Genomic DNA, 17,597 nt, shown 5'->3' with positions numbered 1-17,597 from the left:
GTTTGTCCAATATGTCCGATTTTATTTAATAAATTGCGTTTTCATATATTTTTTTAAGGAGAAAGACTTTCAAGGAGAACGGATGTAAATAATTCACTACTAGAAATTGAACAACAAAAAAGATCCAGCATAAGTGTTAGCTGGATCTTCCCGAATTTATTTTCACTTTTTTTCTATATTGTTGCATTGCAAATGTATGTGCATATTTAACTTTAGTTAATCCAAACCACCATAGAAACAACATAAATGGAATAATTAAATACAGAAACAAATCATCAATTAGAAAAATACTGTTATAAACGAAATGCAAAACATACGCTGCCAGAAAAGCTGTAAATAATAGCAGTTTCTTATTCGATTTCTCAGCGAATTTAGCGCGCCCGATATAATAGCCCATAACAACCCCAAACAACGCATGACTTGAAACAGGAAGCAATGCGCGAATAAATGCGATGTCGGTGCCGAAAGTAAATAGATACAAAATGTTTTCAACAGTTGCGAATCCCAACGACACACTTGCACCATATAAAATACCATCGTATGCATCTTCGAATTCCACGTGATGATAAATAACCAAAAGTAAAATTAACCACTTGAAAAACTCTTCCAGACCACTTGTAAACACGACATCACGAAAGAATATGGAACTGAATACATTTTCCTCTTCGAATACATGTTGAATAAACATAATTGGGAATGTCATAATCGAACCGTATATAAACGTGTGGAATAACGTACGAGACGGTTCTTTTGCTATGTCTTTTCTTAAATAAAAATAACTAAAGAGCGCCAATCCAGGCGCAATCGCTACAGTGAGCAATATGAACATTAGACGGCCCTCCTACTCTTAATCATTATAACACTATTATAAAAAAGCTACTCCTAAAACCTATTCAAAACTAGGTATTAGAAGTAGCTTTTCAAATTCGAACTGATTTTCTATCAATTGCTTCAGCAATCGCAACGCCATGAAATCGACCATTTTCAATAAAAATATTATTTGCATCATTACCTGCAGCAATAACACCGGCGATAAATAGACCTGGGACGTTCGTTTCCATCGTTTCATCGTCAAAATTGGGACGACCATTTTCTTCGAAAATTTCAATACCTATTTTTTTAAGGAATGTGTGATCTGGATGATACCCCGTCATAGCAAAAACATAATCAGTAGGTATGTTAAATAGTTCGCCGTCTTTTTTAAAAGTGACATTAGATTCTGCTATCTTTATCACTTCTGACTCAAAATGCATAGCAATATCACCTGTTCGCACCAAACTATCAAATCCTGGTAAAATCCAAGGCTTTACACTCGGCGAATAATCGCTTCCTCGGTAGATTACCGTAACAGCTGCCCCTGCTCGCTCTAATTCAAGAGCCGCATCGACAGCGGAGTTTTTCCCGCCAATAACGACTACATTCTTCTGAAAGTAGGGATGAGCTTCTTTAAAATAGTGGTAGACGTTCGGTAAATCTTCTCCCTCAATGTCCATCATATTCGGATTATCATAGTAGCCTGTTGCTACAACCACTTGGTTCGCAGTATATTCATTTTTGTTTGTGGTAATTTTAAAAACATCGTTTTCTTTTTTAACGTCTTCCACCTTTTCAAAACTATGAACGTCAATATTTTTCATTTTAACAACTTCACGATAATAAACGAGTGCGTCATTCCTAACGGGTCGATCTTTCGCAGTAATGAATGGAATATCGCCAATGGATAATTTTAAACTCGTACTGAAAAACGTTTGATGGGTTGGATAATTATAGATGGAATTGACAACATTCCCTTTTTCAATAACAAGAACATCATGCCCCTTTTTTTGTAATTCAATAGCAGCCGAAAGTCCACATGGACCGCCACCTATAACAACTATATCTTTTTGTAGCATCTTACCGCTCCTTATCAATCACGCCTCGGCGTGATTGCGTCCAGATTTTGAATTGAGCATGCTCAATTAACACCTTTCAAAATCTGGGACATCCGCCGGAGGCTTTATCTTCATTCAGCAGGAGTTTGAACGCCTGCTGAATGAAGATAAATTTTCCTAATATCTAATTTGGATAATATGGCATTCAGGCATGGCACCTAGTCTTAAAGGTAATGTCGAAGTTCCGAATCCATTACTAACTAGTTGAGCCCGATTCCCCTTCATTTTGAATGAACCTATTTCTAACAACCCGAACTTACCTATTCGTATTTGACCTCCATGTGTATGTCCAGCCAACATGATATCCGGGTGATAGATACGTTCTACTTTACCAAAAAGTGCGGGCGTGTGTGTTACAAGGATTGTTTTCTTATAATTTTCAATCCCTTTGAGGGTAGCCGGAATATCTACATTCCTACTTGAAGGATCATCCGTTCCTAAAATTCCCCACGAAGGGTGTCCAGGTATCGGAGCATTTTCATTATCAAGAATGACGCCTCCACACATGTTAATCACATTTCTAATTTCAATCTCTCCAGCTTCCCGGTCATTGTTTCCCCAAATGAAATAGATTGGTCCTAAACGAGATAATTTACGTATATTTTCAGAGATTCGGGAAATCGGTACACCCTTTTCTGCCAAATCTCCACCTATAATAACAAGATCAATAGTAACATTTCCAATTTTCGATAAAAGCTTGTCATCAATTTTGCGCCGATGAATATCAGAAATAAAAAACACATTTAGCTCGACAGATTGCCTGGCATCTACACAGATATCCACTTTATGGGTAATCACGTTCTTTTTCTTCGCATTTATAAACATAAACACAAAGAGACTAGACGCGGTGCACATCAAGAAATATATATACTTTATTAACGTAATGACGCGCCACCTTTCAATCTTTGATCAGTTACTCTTAAGGGATAATCAGCTGTTGGCCCACGTAAATACTATTTGAAGATAAACCGTTTGCCTTTTTAATTTTTTCAACACCAGCATCTGATTGATAATAATTTATCGAAATCCGATACAATGTTTCATTTGCAGCAACAGTATGTGTTCTGGAAGCTGGTTTCTCCACTGGTTTTTCTACCGGCTTCTCCACTGGCTTCTCTACTGGCTTCTCCACTGGCTTCTCCACTGGCTTCTCCACTGGCTTCTCCACTGGTTTCTCTACTGGCTTCTCTACTGGCTTCTCTACTGGCTTCTCTACCGGCTTTTCTACCGGCTTTTCCACCGGTTTTTCGACTGGGACAACAATTTCATTACCACCACTAGATTGGTTCCCAGAAACATTATTATTCACTTCATATCCAGGCGTTGAATTTCCTGCACTTACAGTCTGATTACTTTTTGGATTGTAAAAATCGGTAAAGACATAAATTAATATGCCCACAGGTATTAACGTAAATAGAACTAATATCGTATTTATCATTGCATTACTTGATTTCTTTTTAGGTTTCCGAGTTGTACCGTGTAATTCTGAACGTGATGGAAGGCTATCGGAACTACCATCCTCCATCAAATTAACTTCTTTTCTGTGTTCTTCTACTTCACTTTTATAATCATTATTTTTCATAATAAACTTCTCCTATCGCATCGTACTTATGTTTAGCTCTTGTATTCATTATGACGAATTTTGTCGGAAAAGTAAATGACACATGCTTGAATAAACGGGCTTTAGCTCGATTGTGTCTAGATTTTGAAAAATTAGCCAAGCAGCTTCTCAAGTCGTAGTTGCCAATCCATCGGTTGCCTTACCAAATTCTTTGTTTCATTGTTCAAAAGCCAGTCAATAGAATCTAAACCGCAAATTGAACAGCAAAAAGTTGGATGCACCTCTAGTTCCTCATCAAAAAAAGACAATACTTCTTTACGTATACATATGTTCGAATGAATAATTTGCAGCATTTTTCTAACTTGCATTTCTTTTTCTCGACTGACTTCTGCTAGTCGAAAAACCGTATCATCTATAGACAAACTTTCTAAATAATAATCTATCACCCGTTTACCTGTTTCACTCAGCCCCGCCATTGTCGCTGCTTCATCGCTAGGAACAGAACTAGTAAGTAGACCTTGGTAGTGGCGAACTTCTTCCTCAATAGGCAAATCATCTTGAACGATAAAGCGAGTCTTCCCTTCATCTTCTGGTGCATATAGTAACGTTGCCGCTGATAACTCACCATCGCGTCCAGCACGCCCAACTTCTTGTATGTAACCCGCAATCGTAGCAGGAAGATGTTCGTGAATGACTTGTCGTACATCGTCTTTATGTATTCCCATTCCAAAGGCGTTCGTCGCGCAGATCCAGTCTATTTCTCCACTTATAAATTGTTCTTGAATAAAAGCACGATCTACTTTTTCCATACCCGCGTGATAGGAGGCTATAGAGGTACCTTCGCTTAATAAGTATGAAGCAAGTTCATCTGCCCGTTTTCTTGACGAAACATAAATAATTCCAGGACCTCGTGTTCCTTGTAAACGTTCTTTAATCCACTCCGTTTTATCCTGATTCGTTTCCAACTTCTGAATGGAATAGGAGATATTCCGACGATCTAACGAAGATTTATGAATCGCAGGCACATCCAAGTGTAAATACTGTACGATATCCTTCAGTATTTTATGATCCGCAGTTGCAGTCAGAGCAAGAATATTAGGCCTTTGAGCTAATTCTAGAAAATGACTTAAACGTAAATAATCAGGTCTAAAATCAAAACCCCACTGCGAAATACAATGAGCCTCATCCACTACAATTAATGATAATTCAATCTGCTTTAACCTCGTATTAATGGCGGGTTGTAGCAACATTTCTGGAGATATAAAAACAAATTTATAAGCAGCAATTTCTTCTATAATTCGACTTTTTTCTTTGTATGACAAAAATGAATTAAGTGCTACGACTCGCTTTTCACCGTTTCTTTTCATAATCGCAACCTGATCTTCCATTAATGAAACAAGAGGAGAGATAATCAGGACTGTTCCAGGCAATGCATAGGCAGGTAATTGATAGCAAAGAGACTTCCCAACACCAGTTGGTAAGATGGCCAACGTATCCTTACCTGCTAGAACATCCTTAATAACTTCTTCCTGCCCCGTTCTAAACCGTTCAAAGCCAAATCGATCTTTTAGGATTGCATGGATATTCATCCAATCTCCCCTTTCGCCTTACGCCCTAAAATAAGGCGTAATTGAAAATAGCTTAGATGTTCAAAGTCATCTTTTAATAGCCGCAATCTTTTCGTTTCCAATTCCTCTACTTTATTAGTAACTTCTTTTATATCAGTTGATGATACAAATTGGTCCAGCGGAAAATCGATTTCATTAAAGGACATCTCCACAAAGTGATCTTCGATTGTACTCATTTTTAACCGCCGAAAACGAGCAATGTCTTCCATCGACATTCCTTTGTTAAATAGATATTTTGTTTGTGACGCTGAAGTTGTTAAATATGAAGCTACTTTCACTTCATCGGTCATTTTTTTAAGTAGCGAAATATTGTCTTCCTGTTCAACTGCACTTAGCAACATGTGAAGACTTTCTACAAATAATAGACGAACGCCCGTAACACTAAGTTTCAAACGTTCTGCTAGCTGATTCCATGTCCAACCGGTTAATCCAAAACCACCCAAACGATGGGTTACAATCAGCTTCTGCTCTTCTGACATGTTACTCGTTATGATGCAAGTACGAAGCTCTTCAAATAGTTTCCTAGACAGTTCCGGAGTAGTAATTGATTGACTTCGAAATAGAGCCTTTACAAAAACTTGGACATCATGATCTTTCTCAATTGGAATAAACAACTTCTCCCCAGCTTTTATATTTGAAACAGTTTGCACAAAAAGAGATAATCTTGAGAAGAAAATCATTTCATTTCCCCTATAATCCCAACCATTAAAGTGATAAGTGGGAAGTGCAGAAGCTAAAGCCCTTCCTTTGTCAGTTAAGCGCACAATTTTTTCTTCCGTAATAAACAAACTATCAGAATCCTTGAGCTCTCGAAACGCTTCGTCATACAATTCAATGTTTAGTTTCGGATATATACCAAAGAAGTTCCTTAAATTAAAATATTCAATGTCTTGCAATGTTTGTCCTGAGCGTTTGCCTCGTAATAAATGCAGCCCCGAATAAATCGAACGTTCCCCATCCATTCGACAAATTATTGACAAGATGATGGCAGATAGATTCACTTAGGTGCCCCTCCGTTCAAAAAAAGTGGTTTTTTGTTGAAAACTATGAGAAACATCATTAGAATGGAAAAGTAGACAAAAAGGTTTTTGATCGGAGAAAAGAGGAGAGACTGAACATGCCTAAATATACAATCGTTGATCAGGATACATGCATCGCTTGCGGAGCATGCGGAGCCGCTGCGCCTGACATTTACGATTACGACGATGATGGAATTGCTTTCGTTATCCTTGATGATAACACGGGTACGGTACAAGTTCCAGAAGAACTCTCGGAAGATTTAGAAGACGCTTTCGATGGTTGTCCAACGGATTCGATAAAAGTCGCTGACGAATCATTTGACGGCGACCCTTTAAAATATGAAGACTAAGAATAGCGCAAGCGCCTCGTTAGCTCACGAAGGAAATAGGAAAACTCCCGGAAGTCGCTCTTTGACTTTTGGGAGTTTTATCTTTACCACTGTAAGCTAGGCAAAAAAAAGATCGCTCTGAGATATCTCAGAACGATCTTTTTTATATTAAATAAATTGAGCTTGTTGCTTCGCAATCCATTGCTTCATGCTCTTGAATAGAAGCAAAGAAACAACCGTTATCATAATTCCTTTTATTAAGTTAAATGGCAAGATACCAAGGACAATCATTGTGTAAAGTGCTTCACCTGAAGTTGGTGGCATGTTTAAGAAATACGTGTACATTGGTAAAAATACAGCATAATTCAGTACACTCATACCAATGGCCATTGAAATGGTCCCAACGATGAGCCCAGTAGCAAGTCCTTTCGTATTACGGAACTTATTAAAAATAAAGTAAATCGGTAAGATGAATAAAACCCCTGTCGCAAAGTTCGCGATTTCACCTACAGGAACCCCAGTTGGACTTCCCGTTAAGAACCAATGTAAAAGGTTTTTAATGACCTCCACAATAATCCCTGCAACCGGTCCAAGCGTTAAAACTGCTATAACCGCGGGTACTTCTCCAAAATCGATTTTCAAAAATGGAGGTAATGCTGGCAACGGGAAATTGAATTGCATTAAAATTGTACCAATACTCCCGAGCATTGCGATGATAAGCATCTTTCGTAATTTGTTGTTGTTCATTTGTTCCTCTCTCCTTTTGCGATTCACTTCAAAAGAGGAAAGAGCGATCTTCAATCCATGTCGACAAAAAATCCCCAAAGCTAATAGCTCCAGGGAGTAGAAAGGCACACTTAAGTAAGCATCCTTTTTGAAGACAACAAAAAGAAGACTGCACCTTCACCTTCTCCCATCCAGACTTTACTGTCGGCTCTGGAATCTCACCAGAATCAGCTGTTAAGCTCGCGGGCTCGGAAAATCACTTTCCATTACCGCCGGTCGGGAATTACACCCTGCCCCGAAGATGAATCAATATTATGTTACAAATCAATCATATAATAAAAAAAGTGTTCTGTAAACTCAATTGTTTACAAAACACTTTTATTAGTATTTAATTCGAGAGATATAAAGGATTTACAGCTACTGGCTCTGGTAAATTCGATGTTAAATCATATTTACCAAACTGTTCTTGTAAAACGTTTTCGAGTCTGACAAGCGTGTGAAAGTTTTGAGCTGTTAGCATAAAACCTTCAATCATGGCATTTAGATCGTCTGTATTTATTTTTGAACTATCAAGTTGTTCTTTAAACGTAATTACCGCAACTCCCCCACCATCAATAACTTGAACATCAAAGTCAATCGATCCTGGAATAAGCGACTCCACAAGATCATTAGGAGCTTCCTTCATTGCCAAAAGAGCATCTTCAACCGAATCGAAGGACGATCCGCCGTCTGGTATTAAATAAGACTCCCCTGAACTCTTGACGTACTTATAATACGGTAGTGGACGCTTCCCCTTAGGCAAGCTTTTTATTTCTGTTAATCCAATATAATCAAATTCTGCAAAATCTCCATTCCCATCAACAGTTTTAAACTTATCAAAATCGTAAAATGTCTCGTCAATCGTCCCGTAATAAACACCTAAGGACGCGGCAGATCGATCATAATTATGCCCTTTAGAAACTTCATGCACAATTACATCGTTTTCCACTGACAAGTTACCGCTATACGGATGATATTCGTCAAAGCCTAACTCTTCTTCTGGAATTTCAGCTGCATATTTAGAATATAATTCGATGCTATTTGGTTCTCCGTCAGGAAAGTCTGATGTGAATCGATCCTCTGGAATAAGAAATGTCACCGGAATAATATTTGCTGCGTGCGTTAGCCCTACTCGAAATGTTCGTGTTCTGTCCAGTTCCTCTGGAGTTAGAACATAACTACGTGCCGAATCGCCATAAGTAATAATTTGTTCACTTGCAGCAGCGTCTTCAACTACCTCCGAAGTTTCAGCTTCCTCGGTCCTTTCACTCGACTTCATCAAACTTTCTGATTCAGACGAACTGTCGTCGCCATCTGCTAGATCCATGGAAGACTCCATTGCTGGTTTTATCGAGTCTTCATTTCCAGGCAACATGGATGGTATTAAAATACTTAAAAGGAGTAATGCTGCAACCGCAACTGCTCCCGGTATCCACCTAGAAGCACTTTTTTTCTTTTTCATATTTTGCAACCGATCATCTTGTTTAAGCTGTGATAGTATTTCTGATTTAGAACGATAATCTATAATATTGGGTGTTTGCTTTAATAACTTTTCAATCTTCTGATCGTCCCAATTATGGTCGGGCATTCAGTTTCCCTCCTTCTTCCGGAAGAACATTCATTTTCTTCTGCAAAGATTTTATGGCTCTATGCTGGGTTGTCTTAACTTTACCTTCTGTCCAACCAAGGACTTCAGCTGTTTCGGCTATTGATAAGTCTTGGAAATAACGCATAACAATAACCATTTTTTGATCCCCAGTACATTGATCAAGCTCTTTCAATAAAGCTTGCATTTCTTCACTCATCAGAAGCATTTCCTCGGGTAAAATACCTGTTGAAACAAGTTCACTTTTTTCCCAATCAAACTTATCGAATAAGTGCTTTCTTCGAACTGCATTTTTCCTGAAATGATCAATAGCGACATTTTTCGCAATTGAAAAAAGCCATGTCTTTTCAGAACTCTTCCCTTCGAAACCGGCATATGCTTTCAGTACCCTCACATAAACTTCATGGGAAAGATCTTCCGCATGGTCTCTATTTCTTGTCAAATAGATAAGAAACTTAAAGACGTCTTGGTGATACTGTTCATATAACCGATGAAAAACGGAGTCGTCCATGAAATCCCCCCGTTCATTAAGTTAGTCGTCTACCAACCATAAAAGTTACACATTTTTTAAAGGAAGTGTACAAGTGAAAATAGTTCCCTTGTCCGTGCCTCTTTCTGCTGAAATAACGCCGTTATGTGCATCTATTATATTCTTTGCAATCGCAAGCCCTAGACCCGTGCCGCCCTTGCCTCTTGTTCTGGCTTTATCAGCCTTATAAAAACGTTCAAATATAAAGGGCAAATCTTCTTCAGGAATGCCATAACCTGTATCCGAAACTGCTATTACACACACGTCTGTATATCTTTCGACAGATAAGGTTACTTTTCCTCCATCGGGCGTATGGCGAATTGCGTTATCAATCAGATTTGTAAATACTTGTTCAAGGCGATCTTCATCCGCATGTAAAGTCATACCATCACCTTCTGGGAAAGTGAAGCCCAATTCAACATGCGCATCGCGTGCAACTTGCGTGAATTTATTCAGAATACGATTCAGAAAAGGAACAACTGGAATGTCGGCTTTATAAAGCTTCATATGCCCTGATTCCATTCTCGCAAGATCAAGTAAATCCGTCACAAGTCTACCCATTCTCATGGATTCATCGTGAATGATTTGTACCATTTCATTTCGCTCTTCCTCATTAGCAGGAACGCCGTCCATAATCGCTTCACTGTAGCCTTGAAGCATGGAAATAGGTGTGCGAAGCTCATGGGATACGTTTGCGATGAAATCAGATCGTAGTTTATCCAACTGGTGTTGTGCAGTCATATCTCTAAGTACGGCTACTGCTCCGCGAATGCTGTTGCCACTATACAAGGGACTGATGGAAATATTATAAAACTTACCACCCAGTTCAAGTTCTGCTTCAACTTCTTCTGAAAAGGATAAAACGTGTTCAAGCATATGAATAAGTTCTGGTGGTATTGCATCGGCTTTTTCATTGTTCTTAAAATACCAATTCTGAAGTAAACGTTCTGCTTGGGGGTTGCTTCGAGTAATTGTAACATCGCGGTTAAAACTAATTACAGCATCCGTCATTGACGTTAAAATACTCGAAAGTTGCTCCTTCTCCTGACTAATTAACTCGACATTATATTTTAGTTGTCTGCCCATTTGATTAAAGGCTGTTGCAAGTTGACCAATTTCGTCATTCGTCAAAGCAGGCAATTTTGTGTCAAAATTCCCCTTTGATAATTCAAATGCAGCTTGTCTCATTTGTCTTAATGGAGACGTAATTCGTGTCGAAAGGAAAAACGCAAAAATCGTTGTTAAAATAAAAGCAATGAATGCAGAAATAAATACGATAGATGTCGTCTTCTTAGTCGTTCGATGAATCGACTCCATACTTTGATAGATAAATACAGTTCCCTTAACTCCTGCTTCTCTTTCAAACGGCTCCGCCAAAACAATGTATTTTCCCATCACACCTTCTTCAGAAAGAGAAGGTAACATCATTTCTTTAAAGATCGGTTTGTCTGTTGATGCGATTGTTAAAAATGCAGGTTCTGTAAGTATTTTCTTTTCAATTTCATCTTTTTCTAAACCACTATGGAATGAATATGTAATGTCTCCGATTTCATTAACGATTAGTGCATTTGTCTCTTCGTCAAGAATGTCCTGAATAATCGGTTCCAGAGAGGATTCAGCGTTATGTTGCCAAACAATTTTCGAAATCGTAAAAGCTTCTCTTTCCAATGAGTTTTCGGCTTGCTCTGTATGGAAATTGTCAAGAAACTCCAGTAAGAGAGCCGTTACAACAAACAATATAAAAGTAACGAGAAGCAATATGGTTGCCCATAGCTTCCCGACGATTGAATTCCATATTCTATTCATTATGGGCCTCGAATTTGTATCCGACACCCCAGACTGTAACGATCATTTTCGCTGCACTTTCAGAGACACGATTTAGTTTTTCACGAAGTCGTTTCACATGCGTATCCACTGTTCGTAGGTCACCAAAAAATTCATAATGCCAAACCTCTTTTAACAACTGTTCTCTATCAAAAACTTTATCAGGTGACTTCGCTAGGAAATGTAAAAGTTCGTATTCTTTTGGCGTTAAATTCACTTCTTGTCCTTCTGCTGTTACACGATGCGCATCATGGTCAATTGTTAATTGTTGAAACACCACTAAATCTTTAGAGGCTGCTGAAGGTACGTTGCTTGCAAATGACACAGACCTTCTTAGAATAGCTTTTACCCGTAAAACAACTTCTCTTGGACTAAAGGGTTTCACTATATAATCATCGGCACCCGCTTCAAAACCAGAAACTCTATCCGATTCCTCACCTTTTGCAGTTAACATTATAACTGGCGTCATTATTTTTTGTTCTCTTAACTCTTCTAGCACTTCAAGACCATCTTTTTCAGGCATCATTAAATCGAGCAAGATACAATCATAATTCGTAACAAGTGCTTTTTCCAGCGCATCTGCACCGTCTACAGCTTCTTCTACCTCATAGCCCTCACGCGTAAGGTACATATTTAACAGACGACGAATTCTCTCCTCATCATCCACAACAAGTAAAGTTAACTTCTCTTCCATGTTTAATTTCCCCTCTCAAATAGGCTCTACTACTATTGTACAATTGGACCGTCTAAATTGAAATAAATTGCGTCGTCTAGCGTCCTCTTTTTTATTGATAGAACACTCAGACAACTAACCGAAATAGAAAAAAGACTGCACGGACTATGATTAACATCCATGCAGTCTATCATTTAGGCCAACACCAGGTAGATCATACCGATGAAGGAGTAAAATTCACCCTTCATATTTGCGACACAATCTCCTTAACCACGTTTATTTTTAAGCGTAAGAATGCAAACCTGCAATAATTAAGTTAACTGCAATTAGGTTAAACATAATAATGATAAACCCAATTACTGCGAGCCAAGCAGATTTCTTACCTTCCCATCCTTTGGATAGTCGCAAGTGAAGGAATGCTGCGTAAAAGAGCCATGTTATAAGTGCCCATACTTCTTTTGGATCCCAACCCCAGAACCTTGACCATGCTTCATGCGCCCAGATCATTGCGAAAATGAGTGCTCCAAGAGTGAAGACTGGAAATCCAATCAGAACGGATCGGTAACCAATTTCATCCATTAACTGCGTATTCGCCTTTTTAGCAAGCGGTTGGAAGAGAGCTGCAATCGGCCTACGAAGAATTAGCCTCATTAATAAGTAAAGAACGATTCCTGTTGTTACAGACCAAACAAATGTCGTTAACGTCTTCGCGTTGACGATTGGTGGCATCTCTACCCATGGCGTCATACGATCCGGCGTGACAGCAACCGATTCATTCATACCAAATAGTGGCGGATAATGATAAACCATTTTGGCTGGTTGTTCATTCTTATCTGTAAATGTGAATTCTGCTTCATAACCTGACAATGCAAATGCAGAAGATGAAACGATAAATCCAATTACTAATACTAAAGTGAACATAACGGATTCTAGCCAAAAACGTTCCTTGGATTTCTTCGTCATGTCAACATTTTTTAGAAGGAGGATAAGTCCTGCAACCGCACTAATTGCTAAAATAGCCTCACCTAGCGCCGCAGTACTTACGTGAACCCATAGCCAATAACTTTGTAGTGCTGGAATAAGCGGCGTAATTTCAGTTGGAAACATACTTGCGTAACCGATGATGATAATTGCAATCGGCAATGCAAACAGACCAAGTGATGGCGTTTTATATAAGTAAAACAAAAGTATAAAAGCACCCACTAGCATCATCGCAAAAGCGGTCGTAAATTCAAACATATTACTTAACGGTGCATGTCCAGATGCTATCCAACGGGTAAAGAAATAACCTAAATGGGTAAGGAATCCGATAATCGTAATAACGATAGCTATTTTTCCCCATCTATTATTTTTATAAGTCGCTACTGACTTTGCGCCTTTTACCGCCCCACCAAAAAACAGTGTTGCGACAAGATAGGCGATAAAAGAAACGAGCAATAGATTTGAACTTAATGTCGCTAATTCCATTAGTTAAACTCTCCTTCCTGATCGTCCAATTTCAAATCTGTATCTTCTCGATCTGCATAATTTGGCAAATTAGCAAATTCTTTTACTTCGTTCAGTTCCTTTTTCAAATAGAACCAGTTTTTGTTCGTATGACTAGCAACAAGCATTTCATTACCTTCACCTTTTTGAATCCAAATACGTCTATGGTTCCAGTAAGACCCCATGGATACGCCGACCATAAAGATAACCCCACCGAATAATAAGATGAAAAGCGTCTTATCTTTTCGGATGGTTAGTCCTGTAATGTCCCGCATTTCGGCACTCACAAAAGCAACCTTATTGGTGTTTTCTTCTGTTTCAAATGTATTTTGAATTTCAACAAAACTCATTTCACCTTCAGGTTTTGAAGGGGTAACCATTTTAAAGATAAATGCTGGATTGTTCGGGATTGGCGTTTTAGAGTGTGGCTCGCCATCTTGAAACCCATCATAATCTGGATAAAACCCTTTTAATTCGACAGATGCACCGTCTTCAAATTCATATAACTTTTCAGGATTTGTCAAATCAACTGTAAAAGCACCATACGATTTTTCCGTTTCTTTCTCTATGAGTTGAAACGTCATCGATTTCAATTCGTTTAACCGATAATCCATTTGGAAAACAGAATAGCCGTCAAATGTCAGCGGTTTATTTACAACGATTGAATAATCTTTTTCAAATACCATTTTTTCTTCTTGACCCGGAATTCCGTCTTGTTCCGTTTTATACAACGAGACGTCTGTCTGGAAATTCTTCGCAACAGAGCCTACGCGGTCCAGAGCTGTTCCAAACACCTCATCGGCTTCGTCTTTCGTATAAAACTCAACGATAAATTCTTTATTCTCTAAAAAGTAACCACTTGCACCTGGAATTGCGCGTGTATCACCTTCGCGCAACCACATCGTTTCATCGACATAAAAACCAGGGACACCACGGAGTAAAACACCTAAAAGAAAGATGATTAGACCCGTATGATTAACATAAGGACCCCATCTTGAAAAACGATTTTTTTCGGCAAGTATTGCTCCGTCTTCAATCTTCACATTATACTTAAGTTCTTTTAGTTTTTCTTCTGCTTTCAAAAGTGATTTATCTGCATCTTCAACTTTACCTATTCCATACACTCTTTGTCTTTTCATAAAGGATGAATGGCGTTTTGTTCGCTGAAGCTTGAGAGATTTGTAAAGTGGGATTACTCGGTCCACACTCGCGATAATAATAGACGTACCGAGCATTCCAATAAGAATTATGAACCACCAGCTGTTATACATGTCATGAAAACCTAATTTATAATAAATAACGCCTGGAATGCCGTACAACCTCTCATAGTATGCGGCAATATCCGCTTCAACTTTAAATGGGACATAGAGCTTTTGTGGAAATATCGTACCGATTGCTGATGTTGTAAGAACAGCTATGATGATACTGATTCCAATTTTTACGCTTGAAAAGAAGTTCCATACTTTATCGACGATCGTCCGTTTATAGGTTTGCGATCTTCGAGCTGAACCTTCGTAACGCATATCTACAACGTCGCTTTTTTTAGCTTCTTCGGTTTGTGGACGTCCACATTTTTCACAAAGCACTGTACCAAACGGGTTTTCATGACCACATTGACATTTGATTTTGCTCACTTTAATTACTCCTTACTAGGGCTGAATACTCGTCATATAGGATCTAATTTCATCCTTTGTCATTCCCTGTGATATGATTTTCTCGATTTTACCATCCTTATTAATAAGGAATGTTGTTGGCAACGGGATAAACTTATACGCTTCTTTTACAGCTTCTGTCGTATCTCGCGCAATTGGAAAAGTTAGCTTGTTATCATTCTGGAAATTTTTAACACTCAAGGCTGTATCTTTAAGACTGATTGTAATTGTACGAACCCCTTTTTCTTCAAACTCTTCATAAAGTTCTTCGATATAAGGCATTTCTTCTTTACAGGGAGGACACCATGTTCCCCAGAAATTCAGAAAAACACCCTCTCCACGATAATCTGAAAGACGATGCGTGACACCATCAAGATCCGTAAGTTCAAAATCAGGAGCAGAGTCGCCAACTGCTAGAGCTTTTGAGTTATCTTTCGTAAATATTGTATAAATAACAGCTGAAACAAGAAGAAGTAAAACAATCGTTCGAACGACAAGACGTTTTTGTCGTTTCTTTATCATTGCTCGTTCCTTTTCGTTCGCTTTAGTCAAATCAATTACCTCCTAAAACAATAATCTCCTTTGAGTATAACAAAATGAAGTCCAATAACTGTTGTCATATTTGAAAGGTCTGTGAACGATTGGATATTCTTCCTAATTCTCACCCAATCGTTCCGGAAAATTACATTAGCCGATTTTCCCGGTTTCGGCGAGTACCCGAAGTTGTTTAACTTCATGTAACGTTAATTCACGAGCTTCTCCGGCATTAAGACCATGAGTCGTTAACATTGCGAATGATTCTCTACGCAACTTTTCAACAGGATGCCCAATTGCTTCAAACATCCGGCGAACTTGACGATTTTTTCCTTCATGAATTGTAATTTCAATAAGTGCAGTTTTTGACTTATTATCAACTGTCCGGATTTTAACATGGGCAGGTGCAGTTTTACCGTCTTCTAAATCAATTCCTTTTTCTAGCTTCTTCAATGCTTCACGATGTGGAATGCCTTTTACTTTTGCCACATACTTTTTAGGTATTTCAAACTTTGGGTGAGTCATTAAATAAGAGAAATCTCCATCGTTCGTCATAATAATGACACCTGATGTATCGTAGTCGAGTCTTCCGACTGGGAATATTCTTTTATCTACATTAGGAAATAAATCAAGTACCGTCTTTCTTCCTTTTTCATCATGCGCAGTAGAAATTATACTTCTTGGCTTGTACAAAAGAAAATAGACAGGCTCTTCTTTAACAATTTGTACACCTTCAACTTCGACAGCATCTGAACTTGAAACACGCGTACCAAGTTCAGTTACGACAACACCATTTACCTTTACTTTTCCATCTAATATAAGAGTTTCTGATTTTCGCCTAGATGCGACACCCGCTTGTGCCATTACTTTTTGTAGTCTTTCCATTATAGTCACTCCGTCCTTAGGTTCTCTGAAAAATTATGTCACACTTTACGCCAAATTAAAAGAAGACTGTCCCGATTAAAGGAAGTCTTCTTGAATTAGACACAATTCCATTTTTTTATTTAAAACGCAGTTGCCTACTTTTTTATGAGTATAGGTGCGGAAACTAAATTTTCATTGTCGAACGAAACGGTCCAAACTCCCGTAGTCATCGAGTCGTCTCCTTGCGGGATACGAACAACATGACCCACTTCCTTCTTTTCGCCCTTTTTCAGTAATAGTCGAATTGGCGCTTCCAATTCTCCTTTAATTCCCGGAAGTATCGCGTACGTTCCCTTTTTTGCAACTGTCACCATTTTGTATGTGGAAAACGTCTGATCCGCAAAACTACGGTGTGCCTGCCAGTCATTTCCATCATTTAACGTAACTACAATTATTCTTTTGTCGTCCTTTTCAAAGTACGTTACAAGCGTTCGTCCAGCAGCTTTTGTGAATCCGGTTTTTCCCGCAATCGCAGTTGGGACAGAACGAACGAGTCGATGTTTATTGCTCCAGTTATACGTTCTTTCCCCGATTTGATAAACATAGTTTTGTGTCGAAGCGATTTCACTAAACTTTTCATTTCGCATGGCATGGTAAAACATTCGTGCGGTATCATAGGCAGTTGATAAATGCGCATCACCGTGCAACCCTGATGGATTTGTAAATACGGTGTCTTTTAGACCGTAAAGAAGTGCTTTTTCATTCATCAAATCAACAAAGCCTTCAAAAGATCCCCCTGCATGTTCTGCCAATGCATAAGCAGCGTCATTCCCTGAACGCAACATTAATCCATAAAGAAGACCTTCAACATCGGCCACTTCGTTTTGTTGTAAGTATATAGACGACCCTTCCGCAGAAGCAGCTTCTGGAGAAATATGAACTTCCCCGTTTGTTGCTCCACTTTCCAAAACGGTAAACGCAGTCCAAACTTTTGTTAAACTAGCAATCGGAAGTCTAACATGTTCATTCGACCCCATCAATAATCTTCCCGTATCCGCATCAATCACAGCCCACGCCTGGCGAGCTGACGCTTCTTTCGTACCCGCAATGAGAAACAATGAAAAAAATAGGACAATGACTAGTGTCCGTTTCAACAACGTATGCCTCCTTAAAGGTGAGTTAAAGTTCTATCTATTT

General features: G+C 38.6%; 17 protein-coding genes and 1 riboswitch. Of the genes, 1 reads left to right on the top strand and 16 read right to left on the bottom strand.

The genetic code is table 11. The features are described 5' to 3' along the window. Nucleotides 1–136 precede the first annotated feature (136 nt). The 6 genes from prsW to ACXYMX_RS06805 all read right to left on the bottom strand — a co-directional run bounded on the left by prsW (nucleotide 137) and on the right by ACXYMX_RS06805 (nucleotide 6,121). Nucleotides 137–829 carry a glutamic-type intramembrane protease PrsW gene (gene prsW, locus ACXYMX_RS06830; RefSeq protein WP_459043496.1) on the bottom strand — a complete coding sequence of 231 codons (693 nt, stop codon included), beginning with the start codon at nucleotides 827–829 and terminating at the stop codon, nucleotides 137–139. Between the two features lie 91 nt (nucleotides 830–920). Next, nucleotides 921–1,892 (bottom strand): YpdA family putative bacillithiol disulfide reductase, encoded by a 972-nt coding sequence (locus ACXYMX_RS06825; RefSeq protein WP_459043495.1) that lies wholly within the window; start codon nucleotides 1,890–1,892, stop codon nucleotides 921–923. Between the two features lie 156 nt (nucleotides 1,893–2,048). Continuing rightward, nucleotides 2,049–2,729, bottom strand: coding sequence for a metallophosphoesterase (locus ACXYMX_RS06820; protein ID WP_459043494.1), 681 nt, complete (start codon nucleotides 2,727–2,729; stop codon nucleotides 2,049–2,051). Nucleotides 2,730–2,850: 121 nt separating this feature from the next. Beyond that, on the bottom strand, nucleotides 2,851–3,513 hold the full coding sequence (locus ACXYMX_RS06815) for a LysM peptidoglycan-binding domain-containing protein (RefSeq protein WP_459043493.1): 663 nt from the start codon (nucleotides 3,511–3,513) through the stop codon (nucleotides 2,851–2,853). A gap of 131 nt (nucleotides 3,514–3,644) precedes the next feature. Beyond that, entirely contained in the window at nucleotides 3,645–5,081 is a 1,437-nt protein-coding gene (locus tag ACXYMX_RS06810; RefSeq protein ID WP_459043492.1) for a RecQ family ATP-dependent DNA helicase, read from the bottom strand. Next, nucleotides 5,078–6,121 (bottom strand): YpbB family protein, encoded by a 1,044-nt coding sequence (locus ACXYMX_RS06805; RefSeq protein WP_459043491.1) that lies wholly within the window; start codon nucleotides 6,119–6,121, stop codon nucleotides 5,078–5,080. The genes ACXYMX_RS06810 and ACXYMX_RS06805 overlap by 4 nt, the downstream gene beginning before the upstream one ends. Before the next feature lie 116 nt (nucleotides 6,122–6,237). Here ACXYMX_RS06805 and ACXYMX_RS06800 point away from each other — a divergent pair, with 116 nt between their 5' ends. Continuing rightward, nucleotides 6,238–6,489, top strand: coding sequence for a ferredoxin (locus tag ACXYMX_RS06800; protein WP_459043490.1), 252 nt, complete (start codon nucleotides 6,238–6,240; stop codon nucleotides 6,487–6,489). A gap of 147 nt (nucleotides 6,490–6,636) precedes the next feature. On the opposite strand, the gene ACXYMX_RS06795 is transcribed toward ACXYMX_RS06800, so the two are convergent. The 10 genes from ACXYMX_RS06795 to ACXYMX_RS06750 all read right to left on the bottom strand — a co-directional run bounded on the left by ACXYMX_RS06795 (nucleotide 6,637) and on the right by ACXYMX_RS06750 (nucleotide 17,557). Continuing rightward, nucleotides 6,637–7,215, bottom strand: coding sequence for an ECF transporter S component (locus ACXYMX_RS06795; protein ID WP_459043489.1), 579 nt, complete (start codon nucleotides 7,213–7,215; stop codon nucleotides 6,637–6,639). 154 nt (nucleotides 7,216–7,369) lie between these two features. Then, nucleotides 7,370–7,501: riboswitch (FMN riboswitch) on the bottom strand. 81 nt (nucleotides 7,502–7,582) lie between these two features. Next, nucleotides 7,583–8,821 carry a hypothetical protein gene (locus ACXYMX_RS06790; protein ID WP_459043488.1) on the bottom strand — a complete coding sequence of 413 codons (1,239 nt, stop codon included), beginning with the start codon at nucleotides 8,819–8,821 and terminating at the stop codon, nucleotides 7,583–7,585. Beyond that, complete coding sequence (gene sigX, locus ACXYMX_RS06785) at nucleotides 8,808–9,350, bottom strand: RNA polymerase sigma factor SigX (RefSeq protein WP_459043487.1); 543 nt, start codon at nucleotides 9,348–9,350, stop codon at nucleotides 8,808–8,810. Before sigX ends, ACXYMX_RS06790 begins: the two co-directional genes overlap by 14 nt. A gap of 45 nt (nucleotides 9,351–9,395) precedes the next feature. After that, nucleotides 9,396–11,174, bottom strand: coding sequence for an ATP-binding protein (locus ACXYMX_RS06780; protein WP_459043486.1), 1,779 nt, complete (start codon nucleotides 11,172–11,174; stop codon nucleotides 9,396–9,398). Continuing rightward, complete coding sequence (locus ACXYMX_RS06775) at nucleotides 11,167–11,886, bottom strand: response regulator transcription factor (protein WP_459043485.1); 720 nt, start codon at nucleotides 11,884–11,886, stop codon at nucleotides 11,167–11,169. Before ACXYMX_RS06775 ends, ACXYMX_RS06780 begins: the two co-directional genes overlap by 8 nt. 261 nt (nucleotides 11,887–12,147) lie before the next feature. Continuing rightward, nucleotides 12,148–13,332: a c-type cytochrome biogenesis protein CcsB gene (gene ccsB, locus ACXYMX_RS06770; RefSeq protein ID WP_459043484.1), complete on the bottom strand. Its 1,185-nt coding sequence runs from the start codon at nucleotides 13,330–13,332 to the stop codon at nucleotides 12,148–12,150. After that, on the bottom strand, nucleotides 13,332–14,984 hold the full coding sequence (gene resB, locus ACXYMX_RS06765) for a cytochrome c biogenesis protein ResB (protein ID WP_459043483.1): 1,653 nt from the start codon (nucleotides 14,982–14,984) through the stop codon (nucleotides 13,332–13,334). Before resB ends, ccsB begins: the two co-directional genes overlap by 1 nt. Before the next feature lie 15 nt (nucleotides 14,985–14,999). Next, a complete protein-coding gene (resA, locus tag ACXYMX_RS06760) occupies nucleotides 15,000–15,524 on the bottom strand; it encodes a thiol-disulfide oxidoreductase ResA (RefSeq protein ID WP_459043581.1) in 525 nt (174 codons plus the stop codon). Nucleotides 15,525–15,689: 165 nt separating this feature from the next. Then, on the bottom strand, nucleotides 15,690–16,421 hold the full coding sequence (locus ACXYMX_RS06755) for a pseudouridine synthase (protein WP_459043482.1): 732 nt from the start codon (nucleotides 16,419–16,421) through the stop codon (nucleotides 15,690–15,692). Between the two features lie 134 nt (nucleotides 16,422–16,555). After that, a complete protein-coding gene (locus tag ACXYMX_RS06750; RefSeq protein ID WP_459043481.1) occupies nucleotides 16,556–17,557 on the bottom strand; it encodes a D-alanyl-D-alanine carboxypeptidase family protein in 1,002 nt (333 codons plus the stop codon). Between the last annotated feature and the right edge of the window lie 40 nt (nucleotides 17,558–17,597).

It is taken from the genome of Sporosarcina sp. CAU 1771 (assembly GCF_054482775.1).
This window is presented reverse-complemented; position numbering and strand designations above follow the sequence as displayed.